A 15,411-nucleotide genomic window follows, 5' to 3' on the forward strand; every position below is an offset into this window, starting at 1 on the left:
CGGGACGGCCCGTCGGGAGCGCGCATGAAGTTCGGCGTCTACCAGGTCAGTCGACGCGGAGGGCGTGAGAAGAACGAAGACCGCATGGGCTATTGCTACACCCGCGAGGCCGGCCTGTTTGCACTGGCCGACGGCATGGGGGGCCATCCCGAGGGCGAGGTGGCGGCGCAGATCGCGCTGCAGACCCTGGCTGCGATGTTCCAGCGCGACGCCAAGCCGGTGCTGGACGACCCGGCGAGCTTCCTGGAGGCCGGCGTGCTGGTGGCCCACCAGACGCTGCTGCAGTACGGGGCGGCGAAAGGCCTGCCCGACACGCCGCGTACCACCGTGGTGGCCTGCGTGCTGCAGAACGGCCAGGCCCTCTGGGCCCATTGCGGCGATTCGCGCCTCTACCTGATGCGCGCGGGCCAGGTGATCGCGCGCACCCGCGACCACTCCTACTCCGAACTCCAGGAGGCCCTGGGGCGCGCTCAGGTCGGGGCCGAACGCTTCAATCGCAATGTGCTGTTTACCTGCCTGGGCAGCCCCGGCAAGCCGATGGTGGACATCAGCGGCCCGCTGAATCTGGAGCCCGGCGACCGGCTGATGCTGTGCTCGGATGGGCTCTGGGGCACGGTGCCGGAGCCGCAGATCGTCGGCCACCTGGCCGAGGGCCCGATCGCCGAGGCCGTGCCCGATCTGGTCGAGCTGGCGCTGCGCAATGGCGGCCCGCGCTGCGACAATGTCACCGTCCTGGCCGTCGAATGGGAGGGCGAGGACGAACCCGAGGACGCGATCTCCACCCAGGATCTGGGTGACGAGGGTTTCGCGTCCACCATCCAGGCCGGGGTCGGCGCGCAGGAGCGCGGCGGCAAGAGCGAGATGGATGAGGCCGAGATCGAGCGCTCCGTGCGCGAGATCAACGAGGCGATACACCAGGCGCAGCGGCGCCTGGTGCAGAAGAGAAACTGAAAGGTCCCCCATGACTGCAATGAATCCCGCGCCGCGCGCCTCGGGCCGCGCGGCCGACGCCCTGCGCCCGGTGCGCCTGACGCGCCAGTACACCCGCTATGCCGAAGGCTCGGTGCTGGTGGAGTTCGGCGAGACCAAGGTGCTGTGCACCGCCTCGGTGGAGGAGAAGGTGCCACCCCACAAGCGCGGTTCGGGCGAGGGCTGGGTCACGGCCGAATACGGCATGCTGCCGCGCGCCACCCACACGCGCGGCGACCGCGAGGCCGCGCGCGGCAAGCAGAGCGGCCGCACGCAGGAGATCCAGCGCCTGATCGGCCGTTCGCTGCGCTGCGTGTTCGACCTGAGCGCCCTGGGCGAGCGCACCATCTCGCTGGACTGCGACGTGATCCAGGCCGACGGCGGCACCCGCACCGCGGCCATCACCGGCGCATTCGTCGCCGCACATGATGCGGTCAGCTGGCTGCTGTCCCAGGGCAAGATCACGGCCTCGCCGATCAAGGATGCGGTGGCCGCGATCTCGGTGGGCATCGTCGACGGCGTGCCGCTGCTGGATCTGGAATACACCGAGGACTCGGCCTGCGACACCGACATGAACGTGGTGATGACCGGCCAGGGCGGCTTCGTCGAGCTGCAGGGCACGGCCGAGGGCGCGGCCTTCACGCGCGCCGAGATGAACAGCCTGCTGGACCTGGCCGAGAAGGGCATCGGCGAGCTGCTGGCCGCGCAGCAGGCGGCGCTGGCTCGGTGAATCCCATGAAGCTCGTTCTGGCCTCCAACAATGCCAAGAAGCTCGCCGAGCTGCAGGCCCTGTTCGGGCCGCTGGGCATCGAACTGGTGACGCAGGGCTCGCTGGGCATTGCCGAGGCCGAGGAACCGTTCGACAGCTTTGTCGAGAACGCGCTGACCAAGGCTCGCCATGCGGCCCGGGTCGGCGGGCTGCCGGCCCTGGCCGACGATTCCGGCCTGGCCGTCGAGGCCCTGGGCGGCGCGCCGGGCGTGCTGTCGGCACGCTACGCGACGCTGTTCGGCCGGTCCAAGAATGACGCTGAGAACAATGCGGTGCTGCTGGAGAAGCTGGCCGGCGTCGAGCAGCGCGCGGCGCGCTTCGTCTGCGCCCTGGTGGCCGTGCGTTCGGCCGAGGACCCGGAGCCGCTGATCGCGATGGGCCGCTGGCAGGGCCAGGTCTTGCCGGCACCGCAGGGCGAGGGTGGCTTCGGCTACGACCCGCTGCTCTTCATCCCGGCGCTGGGGCAGAGCGTGGCGCAGCTGGGCGCCGAGCAGAAGAACCGCCTGAGCCACCGCGCGCTGGCGGCGGCGGATCTGGTGACGCAGATGCGCGAGGTCTGGCATCTTGGCTGAGAACATCATCCGGCTGATGCGTCCCGGCCAGCTGAGCCTGTCCGCGCTGCCGCCCTTGTCCCTGTACGTGCATCTGCCCTGGTGCCTGCGCAAATGCCCCTATTGCGACTTCAATTCGCATGAATGGCAGGGCGGCAAGGAATTGCCCGCCGACACGGCGCGCGCCTACCTGGCGGCGCTGCGTGCCGATCTGGAGGCCGCGCTGCCGCTGATCTGGGGCCGTTCGGTCGTCAGCGTCTTTATCGGCGGCGGCACGCCCAGCCTGTTCGCGCCGGAGCAGATCGCCGAGCTGATCTCGGATCTGCGCGCGCGGCTGCGCCTGGAACCGGACTGCGAGATCACCTTGGAGGCCAACCCAGGCACCTTCGAGCGCGAGCGCTTCAAGGGCTTCCGCGAGGCCGGCGTGACCCGGCTGTCGGTGGGCGTGCAGAGCTTCGACGATGCCAAGCTCAAGGCCCTGGGCCGGGTGCACAGCAGCGAGCAGGCGAAGGCCGCGCTGACCGAAGCCGCCGCCTGCTTCGACACCTTCAATATCGACCTGATGTATGCGCTGCCCGGCCAGGGCTTGGACGAGCTGGCGCTGGAGCTGGACCAGGCGCTGGCGTTCGCGCCGCCGCACCTGTCGGTCTACCACCTGACGATCGAGCCCAATACGCTGTTCGCGACCCGGCCGCCCGAGCATCTGCCGGACCCGGACCTGGCCAGCGAGATGCTGGACCTGATCACCGCGAAGACCGGTGCCGCCGGCATGGAACGCTACGAGGTCTCGGCCTATGCGAAGGCCGGGCACCGCTGCGAGCACAACCAGAACTACTGGCAGTTCGGCGACTATCTGGGCATCGGCGCCGGCGCGCACAGCAAGCTCAGCTTCGCCCACCGCATCCTGCGCCAGGTGCGCTGGCGCGAGCCGGCCGCCTATATGGCCAAGGCGCTGGAGGGCTTGGCGGTGTCGAACGAGCAGGAGGTTCTGGCCCAGGAGCTGCCCTTCGAGTTCATGCTGAATGCCTTGCGCCTGAAGGACGGCGTGCCGCTCGCGACCTATCTGGAGCGCACCGGCCTGCCGTCGGCCAGCATCGCCAAGGCGCTCGAGACCGCGCGCGCCAAGGGTCTGCTGCAGGCCGACCCGGCGCGCTTGGCGCCGACGCCGCGGGGCTTCGACTTCCTCAGCGATCTGCAGTCGCTCTTTCTTGCCGAGTAGGGCCTTCGTATCGACCTAGCGAACACCGCCGATCCGGCTCTGCCGGGCGGCTGGTGTTGCCCCCTTAAGGGGGCGCGCGAAGCGCGTAGGGGGTGGGCCTTTCAAGCCGCCATCACGTAGATGCTCAGAGCGCCATGCTTGGCATGGCGCTTGGCGGTCGCCGCGGCGGTGGCCACGTCTTCCGGATGCCGCAGGCTGCCCGGCGCCACCCGCACCGCGCCGATCGACAAGGTGGTGCAGGGATGGAAGCGCCGCTCGCCATGACGGTCCTCGGCCATGATGCCGCCGGCCTCCAGGGCCTGGGCATCGAACAGGCCGCGCGCCAGCTCGTTGAAGCGCACCACGATGTCATCGCAGCGCTGTTCCCAGTCGTCGCTCTGGAACAGCACGACGAAATCGTCCCCGCCCACATGGCCGACGAAGTCGCGCTGGCTGTCGCAATGCGTGCCGATCACGCGCGCCACCAGGCGGATCATCTCGTCGCCGCGCCAGTAGCCATATTCGTCGTTGAAGGGCTTGAAATGGTTCAGGTCGGCATAGGCGGCAACAAAGGCGCGGCCGCTGGCGATCAGGCGGCCGATGTGCTGGCTGATCGGGATGTTGCCGGGCAGGAAGGTCAGCGGATTGGCATGGCGCGCCGCCTCGATGCGGGCCTCGGTGACCGAGCGCACCAGCTGTTCGCCGGTGCCCAGGCCGAGATACCGGCCTTCGTGCGTGATGATGAAGCCCTCGCGCAGATAGCGCTGGTCGGCCGAGGTCAGCACCGAGGTCAGGGCCTCGATGCCGGTGTCGGCGTCCACCACCAGGGGCGAACGGTTGGCGAACAATGTGCAGGCGTGGCGGCCATAGAGGTCCATGAAGAAGGGCTTGGCCCAGCGCGTGATGAACTGGCTGCGGTCGATCAGCGTGACCGGTCGCTCGGCGTCGTCCAGCACGGCCATCGCATGCAGGCCCTCGTGCTGCTCGAACAGGCGGTAGAGCTGTTCGTGCGTGGTGTGCTCCGACACGGCCGGCGCGCTCATCATCAGACGCTCGGCCTTGACCCCGCTGACCGCGGCGCGGCGCAGCTCGGGCAGCACCGCGATCTCGCTGCTGGCCAGCACCTCCTGGGCGGCCGGCAGCGGCTCGCCGGCGCCGTCGCGCGTGGGACGGCCCAGGAACCAGCCCTGGCCGAAGGCCACGCCCAGGTCGCGCAGCACGCGCAGCTCCTCGGCGTTCTCGATGCCCTCGGCCACCAACTGGGCGCCGAAGGTTTCGGCCAGTTGCAAGAGGGCCCGGAAGGTCTGCAGCTTCTCGGCATGGGCCGGCAGCTCGTGGCTGAAGTACTTGTCGATCTTGACGATGTCGGGCTGGATCTCGGACCACAGGCGCAGCGAGCTGCGGCCGTCGCCGAAATCGTCCAGCGCGATGCCCACGCCCTGGCGGCGCAGCGCGGTGATGGCGCGGCGCAGCACCTCGATATCGGCCACGCGCTCATGCTCGGTCAGCTCGATCATCAGGTCGCCGGGCGCGACGCCATAGTGCTCGCAGATCGAGAGGCTGCGCTGCCACTGCCCGTCGGCGCTGGCGCGCGCCAGCGCCGAGGCGCTCATGTTCAGCAGCAGCTTGCCGGGCCGCTGCAGCGCCGCCCAGTCCTTCAGGGCCTGCAGTGCGCAGCGCACCTCGAGTTCCACCGACAGGCCCTCGCGGCGGCCCGCGGCGAAGAGGGCATCGGGGTACTCCAGCGCGCTGCCCACCGGGCCGCGCACCAGGGCTTCATGGCCGAAGATCAGGCCGCTGTCCATGTGCACGATGGGCTGGAACAGGGTGCTCAGCAGATCTTCGTTGATCAGGGTCTGCACCCGCAGCGGCAGCGGGCGTTCGGTGCGGGGCAGGGCGGCGTTCATCATGGGCGGCTTCAGCGGTCCGTCCAGGTTGCCTTACAAATATGACAGCGTCGGGAAGCGCCGCTCGCGGCCGGCCCTCGCGTGTCTTATGTCACACGCGGTTCAGCGACATGCCGGCCGTGCTGCGCAGGCGTTCGATCAGGCGCGGCGCGATCTGCGAGAGCGGCAGCACCTCGTCGGCCGCGCCGGCCGCGATGGCCTCGCGCGGCATGCCGAACACCACGCAACTGGCCTCGTCCTGCACGAGGTTGTAGGAGCCGGCGTCCTTCATCACCTTCATCGCCTTCGCGCCGTCGGCGCCCATGCCGGTCAGCATGATGCCCAGGGCGTTGGGCCCCACGACCTTGGCCGCGGAGTGGAACAGCACCTCGACCGAGGGCTTGTGGCGGTTCACCGGCTCGCCGTCCTGCACGCGGGCGATGTAGTTGGCGCCCGAGCGCTCGACGCTCAGATGGAAGCCGCCCGGCGCGATATAGCCATGGCCCGGCAGGATGCGCTCGCCGTCCTGGGCTTCCTTGACGCGGATACGGCACAGCCCGTCCAGCCGCGCCGCATAGCTCTTGGTGAAGCCCGGCGGCATGTGCTGGGTGATTACGACGGCGGGGCAGTCGGCCGGCAGGTTGACCAGCACATCCTTGGTGGCCTCGGTGCCGCCCGTGGAGGCGCCGATGAAGATGATCTTCTCGGTGGAGAGCCGGCCGACGCTGGCCATGGTCACCGGCCTGGCCGGCGCGGCGGGGGCACCACCGGCCGCGGGCGCGGGCGTCGGGGCGCGGCGGATATGGGCCTTGGCCGCGATGCGGATCTTGTCGGTGATGTCCTGGGCCAACTGGCGGATGCCGTCGGCCACGCCGATCTTGGGCTTGGCGACGAAGTCCACCGCGCCCAGTTCCAGCGCCTTCAGCGTCACCTCGGCGCCGCGCTCGGTCAAGGTCGAGACCATCACCACCGGCATCGGCCGCAGGCGCATCAGGCGCGAGAGGAAGTCGAGGCCATCCATCTTCGGCATCTCGACGTCCAGCGTGATCACGTCGGGGTTGAGGTTGCGGATCATCTCGCGCGCCACCAGCGGGTCGGCGGCCGCGCCGATGCATTCCATGTCGGGCTGGCGGTTGATGATCTCGCTGAGGATGGAGCGCACCAGCGCCGAATCGTCCACCACCACCACTTTGGTCTTGGCCATCTCTTACTACTCCTCGGGGCAGGGGCCGGGTTCAGAACAGGTCGATGGAGCCGCCCGTAGCGACCACCGGCTGAGCCTGCTGCGCCGCGGCGCGGTCCTGCTGTATCAATGCATCGGTATTCGTCGGGGCCAGGCGCTTGACCATGGCCTTGCCGCTGTGCGGCAGGAAGCAGACCTTGCGCGGGTAGACGTCCAGCACGTCCTTGGAGACCACCGGAATGCGCTCGGTCTTCAGGTAGTCGAGCACGAAGTTGGTGTTGCGCTCGCCCACATTGATCGTGTTCATGCCCGCGATCACGGCGCCGCCGCCGAAGATCTTGGCTTCCATGCGGCTCTTGGAGGCGCCGCGCTTCATCATCTCGTTGATCAGCAGTTCCATCGCGTAGCTGCCGTAGCGGCCGGAATCGCCGGCGCCCTCGGGCAGCATGAAGTGGTTCATGCCGCCGATCTGGGCCTGGCGGTCCCACAGGCAGGCCGCGATGCAGGAGCCCAGCGTGGTCATGACCAGCAGGTCTTCGTTGTCGACGAAATATTCGCCGGGCAGCACCTTCACCGCCGCATTATTGAAATGGGCATCGTAGAAAAAGAACGAGGCCTCGCCCGGCCGGCGCGACCGCGCTTTCAGCTGGGCAACCCTGGCTGCGCCGGCGCCGCCGGAAATGCTCATGCCGGCGGTGCCGGCAGGGGGCGGGGGCATGCTCATGGCTGCTTATCGACCGGTTGCGAGAGGTCTTGAGCCGGCGGCTCAGACCTTCTCATAGATGGTCTTGCCGCGCAGCCGGAACAGGTCGCGCGACTCGGTGAAGTTCTCCGAATGGCCGACGAACAGCAGGCCATGCGGCTTCATCACCCGGTGGATGCGCTCCAGCACCTTGCGTTGCGTGGGGGCGTCGAAATAGATCATCACATTGCGGCAGAACACGATCTGGAAGGGCTCGCCCAGCGACCATTGCTGGTCCATCAGGTTCAGCGTACGGAACTCGATCCAGCGCTGCAACTCGGGCTTGACCTTGATGCGCCCGTCGTTGGCACCGGTGCCGCGCATGAAGAAGTTCTTCAGGCGCTGCGGCGACAGGCCGCGCGCATCGGCGCCGTAGACCCCGCGCCGTGCGGCGTTCAGCACATGGGTGTCGATGTCGCTGGCCACGATCTGCACCGGCGCGCTGGCGCCCAGGGCCTCGCTGCAGGTGATGGCGATCGAGTAGGGCTCTTCGCCGGTGGAGGCGGCGCAGCACCAGATGCGCAGCGGCTTGCCGGCCAGGGGCTTCAGATCGTCGGCCAGCGCGTGGAAATGGTGCTCTTCGCGGAAGAAGGAGGTGAGGTTGGTGGTCAGGCAGTTGACGAACTCCTGCCACTCCTGCTCGCCCTGGGCGCCGGTGGCGCTTTCCAGCCACTGCAGGTAGTTGGCGAAGCTGCGGTGGCCGGTGTCGCGCAGCCGGCGCGACAGCCGGCTGTAGACCATGGCGTGCTTGCCGTCGTGCAGGCTGATGCCGGCGTGCTTGTAGATCAGCTGGCGCACGCGGTCGAAATCGGTGCGGCTGAAGCTGAATTCATGGTCGATGGTTTCGGCGGCCGAAGGCGAGGGCGATGCAGCGGGCATGGTGTCGATTTGTCTTGTGCGTAGCGGGCACGCCGGAGCAGGCATTTTGCCTTTCGTCCCAGTGTCTGTGCAGGACTGGGTCAGGATAGTGCGAAGTAAGCGGCAGGCCGGCGGTATTTTCACGCGCTGCGGCGAAATCCCGCTGCTAGACTGCCGCGACATTCCCCGCCATCCCTTGGATACAAGCCCCCCGCCCTCCCCGCTGATCAACGCGCGCACGCTGCAGTTGGACCTGGCCCTGCAGCTGCTGCAGCAGGCCGGCGCCCTGTTGCCCGAGACCGAGCCCTACAGTCCGGCCTGGTTGCAGAGCCTGCTTGACGCCTTGTGCGACCTGTCCAGCAAGGATGCGCTGACCGGCCTGGTCAACCGGCGCAGCTTCGAGATGGCGCTGGGTCGCGAGGTCGACCGCGTGGCCCGCTCGGGCGAGCCGGCCATGCTGTTCATCCTGGACATCGACCACTTCAAGGCCGTCAACGACAGCTATGGCCATGTGGCGGGCGATCATGTGATCCAGGCCGTGGCGCGTAGCATCAGCCAGACGGTGCGGCCGATGGACACGGTGGCGCGGGTGGGCGGCGAGGAGTTCGCGATCATCCTGCCCAACTGTCCCAGCAGTTTCGGTGCGATGGTGGCGGAGCGCCTGCGCGAGCGCGTCGCCGAGCAGCGGGTCGAGGTGGCGCCGGGTCACCATCTGCAGGTGACGGTCAGTCTGGGCGGGGCCTATGCGCCGCAATGGGTGCGTTCGTCCTCGCTGCTGTGGATCGAGCGGGCCGACCGCCAGCTCTACCGCGCCAAGGCCGAGGGGCGCAATCGCGCCTGCCTGGAGCCGCACACCGATTCGCTGGTGAGCGCCGAGGAGAAGGGCATGTTGTTCGCAGTAACGCAACAGGATAAGGAATGAGTACAACACCTGCTGCACCGACCCCGGGCGGTTCCTTGCCAAGCGCAAGGCCGCGCACGGGGGCCCGCACGCTTGCCGTCACCAGCGGCAAGGGAGGCGTGGGCAAGACCTTCGTGACCGCCAACCTGGCCGCGGCCCTGGCCGCCCGGGGCCAGCGCGTGCTGGTGCTGGATGCCGATCTGGGCCTGGCCAACCTGGACGTGGTGCTGAACCTGCATCCCAAGCTGACCCTGCACGATGTGTTCACCGAGAAGGCCACGCTCGAGCAGGCCATCCTGCCGGCGCCCGGCGGCTTTTCGGTGCTGCTGGCCGGTTCGGGCATGGTCGAGTATTCGCGCCTCACGCCCGAGGTGCGCGACAAGCTGCTGCACATCATCGATCTGGTCAAGCCGCGCTTCGACTGGGTGCTGCTGGACACCGGTGCCGGCATCTCGGACGTGGTGCTGTTCGCGGTCACGCTGGCCAGCGATGTGCTGGTGGTGGCCACGCCCGAGCCCACCTCGCTGACCGACGCCTATGCCACGATCAAGGTGCTGGCGACCCAGCAGGAGCGCCGCCAGGTGGGGCTGGTGGTCAACCAGACCTCGCGGCCCGGCGAGGGCAAGCTGATCTGCGGCCAACTGCAGCAGGTGCTGCAGCGCTTTGTCGGCGCGGACCAGCCCTTCCGGCTCGACCTGCAGGGCGAGGTGCGCATCGACGCCACGGTGCGTCAGGCCGTGCTGAAGCGTCAGCTGCTGCTGGAGCAATATCCCGGCTGCGAGGCGGCCCAGGGCATCAAGGCCCTGGCGGCCAAGTTGATGGCCTGAGAGCGGCGGGCGAAGCATGAGCGACAAGCAGCAGGGCAGTGCCGCGACCGCCTTCGACTGGGTCGGCGGCGAGGGCGCCGTGCGCGCCCTGGTGGACCGCTTCTACGACCTGATGGACCTGGAGCCGGCCTATGCGCGGCTGCGCGCCGTGCACCCGCCGCAGCTGGACGGCTCGCGCGACAAGCTGTTCTGGTTCCTGTGCGGCTGGCTGGGCGGCCCCGACCATTATCAGAGCCGCTTCGGCCACCCGCGCCTGCGCGCACGCCATCTGCCGTTCAAGATCGGCATCGCCGAGCGCGATCAATGGATGGCCTGCATGCTCCAGGCCATGGCCGAATGCGAGCTGGACCCCACGCTGCAGAAGCGGCTGGCGGAGTCCTTCATGGGCACGGCGGACTGGATGCGGAATATCTGATCCACGGCCTTCGGCCGCCCCCTTAAAGGGAGGCACGCCCGGCGGAGCCGGATCCGCGTGCGCCGCTGGGGAATACGCCGCGCTAGGTCGAGGTTTGCTGCAAGAGCACCATCAGCGCGCCGCTGCCACCGTCGCTGGCGCGGGCCTGGACGAAGGCCAGCACCTCGGCCTTCTGCACCAGCCAGCGCCGCACCCGCGACTTCAGGATCGGCTCGCGCCCTGGCGAGCCGTTGCCCTTGCCGTGCACGACGCGCACGCAGCGCAGGCCGCGGCGGGCAGCGTCGACGATGAAATGCCCCAGCGCCTCGCGCGCCTGGTCGCGGCGCAGCCCATGCAGGTCGATCTGGCCCTGCAGCGCCCAATGGCCGCGGCGCAGTTTCTTCACCGTCTCCGGCCCGATCTCGGGGCGGCGGAAGGACAGGGTCTCGTCGGTCTCCAGCAGCGAATCGACGTCGAAATCGTCCGACAGCGCCTGCAGCAGGGCGGCGCGTTCGTCGGCCTCGCGCTGCAGGGGCTCGGGCGCCGGCGGCGTGCGCTGGTGCAGCACGCGCTGCTGGGTGGGCTTGAGCGGCGTGACCACGCCGACGCTCAACTCGAAGGCGCGCCGCTCCTGCTCGGCCAGACGCGCCTGCGCGGCGCGGCGCTCGGCCGCCTCTTCCGCGAGGCGGCGCGCCAGCTGCAATTCGCGCTGCAGCGCCTTCAGATCCTGCAGGCTGTGCAAGCTGCCCTTCACATCAGGCCCTTCTCGGCCATCGACACGGCCTCGCCGGCGCCGACCACCAGATGGTCCAGCACGCGGATGTCCACCAGGGCCAGGGCCTTCGAGAGGGCTTCGGTCAGCAGGGCGTCGGCGTGCGAAGGTTCGGCCGCGCCGGAGGGGTGGTTGTGGGCCAGGATGACCGCGGCCGCGCCCAGCTCGAGGGCGCGCTTGAGCACCTCGCGCGGGTAGACGCTGGTCTGGGTCAGGGTGCCGCGGAACATCTCCTCCATCGCCAGCAGGCGGTGCTGGGCGTCCAGGAACAGCACGGCGAACACCTCGTGCGCCAGGCCGCCGAGCTTGAGTCGCAGGAACTGCTTGACCGCCTCCGGCGCCTCGAACACCGGACGCTGGCTCAGCTCGGCGCTCAGCGAACGGCGCGCGATCTCCAGCACCGCGGCGATCTCGGCGCGCTTGGCCGGGCCCAGCCCCTTGATGCGGCCCAGGTCGGCGACGCCGGCGTGCAGCAGCCCCGGCCAGCCACCGAAGGCATCCAGCAGGGACTGGGCCAGCTGCAGCACCGGCTTGCCCTGGATGCCGGTGCGCAGCAGCAGCGCCAGCAGTTCGGCATCGGCCAGGGCGCCGGGGCCGCGCGCCAGCAGCTTCTCGCGCGGGCGCGCCTCGGGCGGCAGGTGATCAAGAGGCATGGGAAAGGCAGGGGCAGGCCGTGGGCCTTAAAATCCGCGCAGTCTATCGAACAAACCATGATCCAGAACCTTATCCAGGCCGGCTCCTTCCTGACCCTGCACTACCGGCTGGCAGGGCCGGACGGCAGCAACCTGGTCAACACCTTCGACGACAAGCCCGCCACGCTGTCCCTCGGGACCGGCGAGCTGTCGCCCGCCATCGAGGCCCACCTGATCGGCCTGCCCGAGGGCACGCACACGCGTTTCGAGCTGGCACCGGGCGAGGCCTTTGGCGAGCGCAACGGCGAGCTGATGCAGCGCGTCAAGCTCTCGCTGATGCGCCAGCTGGGCGACCCGGACGAGGACTACAAGGTCGGCGACGTGGTCCAGTTCCCGACGCCGGACGGGCAGGGCTCCTACGCCGGCCTGGTGCGCGAGGTCGGCGAGGACTGGCTGCTGTTCGACTTCAACCACCCGCTGGCCGGCCAGCCGGTGAGCTTCGAAGTGCAAGTGATCGGGGTGCTGTGATGAGCGCTGCCGTGATCCAGCCCGAGGAGGTGTTGCTGGCCGAGCCGCGCGGCTTCTGCGCCGGCGTGGACCGCGCGATCGAGATCGTCGAGCGCGCGCTCCTGAAGTTCGGTGCGCCGATCTATGTGCGCCACGAGATCGTGCACAACACCTATGTGGTGAACGATCTGAAGGCGCGCGGCGCCATCTTCATCGAGGACCTGGCCGAGGTGCCTCCCGGCGCCACCCTGGTGTTCAGCGCCCATGGCGTCAGCCAGGCGGTGCGCCGCGAGGCCGCCGAGCGCGGCTTCCAGGTCTTCGACGCCACCTGCCCGCTGGTGACCAAGGTGCATGTGGAGGTGGCCAAGCTGCGCAGGGAGGGCTATGAGTTCATCATGATCGGCCACAAGGGGCACCCGGAGGTCGAGGGCACGATGGGGCAGTTGAGCGACGGCATCTATCTCGTCGAGGAGGTCGGCGACGTGCCCCATGTGCGCGTCAAGGACCCGGCCAAGCTGGCCGTGGTGACCCAGACCACCCTCAGCGTGGACGACGCGGCCGAGATCCTGGCCGCGGTGAAGCGGCATTTTCCGCAGGTGCGCGAGCCCAAGAAGCAGGACATCTGCTACGCCACGCAGAACCGCCAGGATGCGGTGAAGGTGCTGGCGCCCCAGGTGGACGTGGTGATCGTGGTGGGCAGCCCCACGAGCTCCAATAGCAACCGCCTGCGCGAACTGGCCGAGCGTCTGGGCACGCCCGGTCATATGGTCGACGCGGCCGAGGATTTGAAGCCCGAATGGTTCGAGGGCCGCGCGCGCGTGGGCCTGACGGCCGGCGCCTCGGCCCCCGATGTGCTGGTGCAGGCCGTGATCACGCGCCTGCGCGCCCTGGGCGCCACCACGGTGCGCAGCCTGCCAGGCGTCGAGGAGCATGTGCGCTTCCCGCTGCCCATGGGGCTGGGCGACAAGTCCATGGCCGAGCTGAGTTCCTCCCGATCTTGAAGCGGGCGCTGATCGCTTGAATGCGGCGCCTTCAAACGAGGCGCCGCTTTGCCTTCATAGAATCGAGAGAAGAAAGGATTGGACCCAAATGCTTGATATCACCCTGCTGCGCAAGGATCTGGACGCCGTCGTCGCCCGCCTCGCCACCCGCAAGAACCCGCAGACCTTTCTGGATGTGGAGCGCTACAAGGCCCTGGAGGCCTCCCGCCGTGGCGTGCAGATCCGTACCGAGGAACTGCAGGCGCGGCGTAACAGCCTGTCCAAGCAGATCGGCATGATGAAGGGCAAGGGCGAGGATGCCTCGGCACAGATGAGCGAGGTGGGCGGTATCGCCGACGAGCTGAAGGCCGGTGCCGAGCGCCTGGACGCGATCCAGCAGGAGCTCAACACCATGCTGATGAGCGTGCCCAATCTGCCGCACGAGAGCGTGCCGGTGGGCGCGGACGAGAGCGGCAATGTGGAAGTGCGCCGCTGGGGCACGCCACGGAGCTTCGACTTCGAGGTCAGGGACCATGTGGACCTGGGCGCGCCGCTGGGCCTGGACTTCGAGACCGGCGCCCGCTTAAGCGGCTCGCGCTTCTCCTTCCTGAAGGGGCCGATCGCCAAGCTGCACCGCGCGCTGGCCCAGTTCATGCTCGACACCCAGAGCAACGAGCATGGCTATACCGAGTGCTACACGCCCTATATCGTCAACCGCGAAGTGCTGGAAGGCACGGGCCAGCTGCCCAAGTTCAAGGAAGACATGTTCTGGGTGCTGCGTGGCGGCGATGATGAGGCGGCCGAGCAGTACCTGATCTCGACCTCGGAGATCTCGCTGACCAACACCGTGCGCGAGCAGGTGCTGGACGCCGCCCAATTGCCGATCAAGCTGACCGCGCACAGCCCCTGTTTCCGTTCGGAAGCGGGCAGCGCCGGGCGTGATACGCGCGGCATGATCCGCCAGCATCAGTTCGACAAGGTCGAGATGGTGCAGATCACCCATCCCGAGCAGAGCTATGCGGCGCTGGAGGAGATGGTGGGCCATGCCGAGGCCATCCTGCAGAAGCTGGGTCTGCCGTACCGGGTGCTGACCCTGTGCACCGGCGATATGGGCTTCGGCTCCAGCAAGACCTATGACCTCGAGGTCTGGGTGCCGGCGCAGGGCACCTACCGCGAGATCAGCTCCTGCTCGAACTGCGAGGCCTTCCAGGCGCGCCGCATGCAGGCACGCTTCAAGAACGCCCAGGGCAAGAACGAGCTGGTCCACACGCTCAACGGCTCGGGCCTGGCCGTGGGCCGTACGCTGGTGGCCGTGCTGGAGAACTACCAACAGGCCGACGGCAGCATCACGGTGCCCGAGGTGTTGCGCCCCTATCTGGGCGGTGTCGAAGTTCTGCGCGGCTGAGAAGCGGGCGAAGGCTTGGAAACTGGAAAAAGTCCGCTATACTAGCGGGCTCAACTCGCAGCAAATCTTGTTCAAGATTTGCTGGACACCAGAATCCGGAGAGGTGGCAGAGTGGTTGAATGTACCTGACTCGAAATCAGGCGGACGGAAACGTCTCGGGGGTTCGAATCCCCCCCTCTCCTCCAAGTAGTAAGGAAAAACGGGCCCTAGCGGCCCGTTTTTACTTTGTACCCACGTTTTGTCCCACGATGACGTAGCTGTCTCGTTTGCCGACCCCGGTACACCTCGACCCTACGCGCACCAGCCCCTTCGTGGGAGGTTTCCACCGCCGGTGTAAAGCTGATGATCCCCTGGTCGCGCAGGCGACGTAGATGCCTTGGCGGACTGTCAGCCGGTACTGTTCGGACTCGGTGCCGTTCGCATTGCCTTCTACGAAAACTTCGTAGTAGTCCCCTTCCGAGGTTTTTTTCCAATTTCGGTGTAAAGCTGACCATGCCCTGGTCGCGCAGGCGTTCCATGGAACGCTTGACGCTGTCGTGCCGGGTATAACTATCGCGCTTGCCGCTGTGCCTGAACTCTCGCGTTGCGAGGGTCTGCTCAAAACTGAGCACACGGGGTCTCGTTTCCGGAAACGAGACCCTCCTGGGGCCCGGGTATGAGCTCTTGCGGTGCAAGGGTTCCGAGGCAGAAAGCCTCTCGGCGCTGATCTTGATGTTGCTGTGCCGCTTGGAGAGCAGTTCCGCAATCTCGCGGTGCTCGTGGTCGCCCAGTGGGTGATCCCCAAGATGGACTTCCGATCGGGGGGCTGGTGGATCATCGACGACACCGGCTTCCCCA

At 68.1% G+C, this 15,411-nt stretch carries 16 protein-coding genes and 1 tRNA gene; 11 read left to right on the plus strand and 6 right to left on the minus strand.

Going from position 1 to position 15,411, the window contains the following annotated elements; translation table 11 throughout:
* The first annotated feature begins 24 nt into the window (after positions 1–24).
* From AC07OQ_RS19365 to hemW, 4 genes are read left to right on the plus strand one after another with little or no spacing between them, the layout of a single operon-like run.
* On the plus strand, positions 25–951 hold the full coding sequence (locus AC07OQ_RS19365) for a PP2C family protein-serine/threonine phosphatase (protein WP_495054778.1): 927 nt from the start codon (positions 25–27) through the stop codon (positions 949–951).
* A 19-nt stretch (positions 952–970) separates the two neighbouring features.
* The gene (rph, locus tag AC07OQ_RS19370; protein ID WP_495054794.1) at positions 971–1,699 is read left to right on the plus strand and encodes a ribonuclease PH; all 729 of its coding nucleotides are present in this window, start codon (positions 971–973) and stop codon (positions 1,697–1,699) included.
* Between the two features lie 5 nt (positions 1,700–1,704).
* On the plus strand, positions 1,705–2,310 hold the full coding sequence (rdgB, locus tag AC07OQ_RS19375) for an RdgB/HAM1 family non-canonical purine NTP pyrophosphatase (protein WP_495054779.1): 606 nt from the start codon (positions 1,705–1,707) through the stop codon (positions 2,308–2,310).
* 16 nt (positions 2,311–2,326) lie between these two features.
* Positions 2,327–3,508: a radical SAM family heme chaperone HemW gene (gene hemW / locus AC07OQ_RS19380; protein WP_495054795.1), complete on the plus strand. Its 1,182-nt coding sequence runs from the start codon at positions 2,327–2,329 to the stop codon at positions 3,506–3,508.
* A 101-nt stretch (positions 3,509–3,609) separates the two neighbouring features.
* Here hemW and AC07OQ_RS19385 read toward each other — a convergent pair whose 3' ends face one another.
* The 4 genes from AC07OQ_RS19385 to AC07OQ_RS19400 all read right to left on the minus strand — a co-directional run bounded on the left by AC07OQ_RS19385 (position 3,610) and on the right by AC07OQ_RS19400 (position 8,177).
* On the minus strand, positions 3,610–5,397 hold the full coding sequence (locus AC07OQ_RS19385; RefSeq protein ID WP_495054780.1) for a GGDEF domain-containing protein: 1,788 nt from the start codon (positions 5,395–5,397) through the stop codon (positions 3,610–3,612).
* An 88-nt stretch (positions 5,398–5,485) separates the two neighbouring features.
* A complete protein-coding gene (locus tag AC07OQ_RS19390) occupies positions 5,486–6,577 on the minus strand; it encodes a protein-glutamate methylesterase/protein-glutamine glutaminase (protein ID WP_495054781.1) in 1,092 nt (363 codons plus the stop codon).
* Positions 6,578–6,608: 31 nt separating this feature from the next.
* Positions 6,609–7,274 carry a chemoreceptor glutamine deamidase CheD gene (gene cheD / locus AC07OQ_RS19395; protein WP_495054782.1) on the minus strand — a complete coding sequence of 222 codons (666 nt, stop codon included), beginning with the start codon at positions 7,272–7,274 and terminating at the stop codon, positions 6,609–6,611.
* Positions 7,275–7,322: 48 nt separating this feature from the next.
* Positions 7,323–8,177, minus strand: a complete 855-nt coding sequence (locus tag AC07OQ_RS19400; protein ID WP_495054783.1) for a CheR family methyltransferase — start codon at positions 8,175–8,177, stop codon at positions 7,323–7,325.
* 175 nt (positions 8,178–8,352) lie between these two features.
* Between AC07OQ_RS19400 and AC07OQ_RS19405 the strand changes: the two genes are divergently transcribed.
* From AC07OQ_RS19405 to AC07OQ_RS19415, 3 genes are read left to right on the plus strand one after another with little or no spacing between them, the layout of a single operon-like run.
* Positions 8,353–9,078, plus strand: a complete 726-nt coding sequence (locus tag AC07OQ_RS19405; protein ID WP_495054784.1) for a GGDEF domain-containing protein — start codon at positions 8,353–8,355, stop codon at positions 9,076–9,078.
* Positions 9,075–9,884 carry a MinD/ParA family protein gene (locus tag AC07OQ_RS19410; protein ID WP_495054785.1) on the plus strand — a complete coding sequence of 270 codons (810 nt, stop codon included), beginning with the start codon at positions 9,075–9,077 and terminating at the stop codon, positions 9,882–9,884. The genes AC07OQ_RS19405 and AC07OQ_RS19410 overlap by 4 nt, the downstream gene beginning before the upstream one ends.
* A 16-nt stretch (positions 9,885–9,900) precedes the next feature.
* Positions 9,901–10,299, plus strand: coding sequence for a group II truncated hemoglobin (locus AC07OQ_RS19415; RefSeq protein ID WP_495054786.1), 399 nt, complete (start codon positions 9,901–9,903; stop codon positions 10,297–10,299).
* A gap of 82 nt (positions 10,300–10,381) precedes the next feature.
* On the opposite strand, the gene AC07OQ_RS19420 is transcribed toward AC07OQ_RS19415, so the two are convergent.
* The gene (locus AC07OQ_RS19420) at positions 10,382–11,032 is read right to left on the minus strand and encodes a Smr/MutS family protein (protein WP_495054787.1); all 651 of its coding nucleotides are present in this window, start codon (positions 11,030–11,032) and stop codon (positions 10,382–10,384) included.
* Positions 11,029–11,703, minus strand: a complete 675-nt coding sequence (gene radC / locus AC07OQ_RS19425; RefSeq protein WP_495054788.1) for a RadC family protein — start codon at positions 11,701–11,703, stop codon at positions 11,029–11,031. Before radC ends, AC07OQ_RS19420 begins: the two co-directional genes overlap by 4 nt.
* A gap of 57 nt (positions 11,704–11,760) precedes the next feature.
* Between radC and AC07OQ_RS19430 the strand changes: the two genes are divergently transcribed.
* From AC07OQ_RS19430 to AC07OQ_RS19445, 4 genes are all read left to right on the plus strand, one after another.
* Positions 11,761–12,210, plus strand: coding sequence for an FKBP-type peptidyl-prolyl cis-trans isomerase (locus tag AC07OQ_RS19430; protein WP_495054789.1), 450 nt, complete (start codon positions 11,761–11,763; stop codon positions 12,208–12,210).
* A complete protein-coding gene (ispH, locus tag AC07OQ_RS19435; protein ID WP_495054790.1) occupies positions 12,210–13,190 on the plus strand; it encodes a 4-hydroxy-3-methylbut-2-enyl diphosphate reductase in 981 nt (326 codons plus the stop codon). Before AC07OQ_RS19430 ends, ispH begins: the two co-directional genes overlap by 1 nt.
* An 88-nt stretch (positions 13,191–13,278) precedes the next feature.
* Complete coding sequence (gene serS, locus AC07OQ_RS19440; protein ID WP_495054791.1) at positions 13,279–14,574, plus strand: serine--tRNA ligase; 1,296 nt, start codon at positions 13,279–13,281, stop codon at positions 14,572–14,574.
* A gap of 97 nt (positions 14,575–14,671) precedes the next feature.
* Positions 14,672–14,759, plus strand: a tRNA-Ser gene (locus tag AC07OQ_RS19445).
* Positions 14,760–15,411 lie beyond the last annotated feature (652 nt).

The sequence above is a fragment of the Roseateles sp. GW821-FHT09B06 genome, from assembly GCF_059418245.1.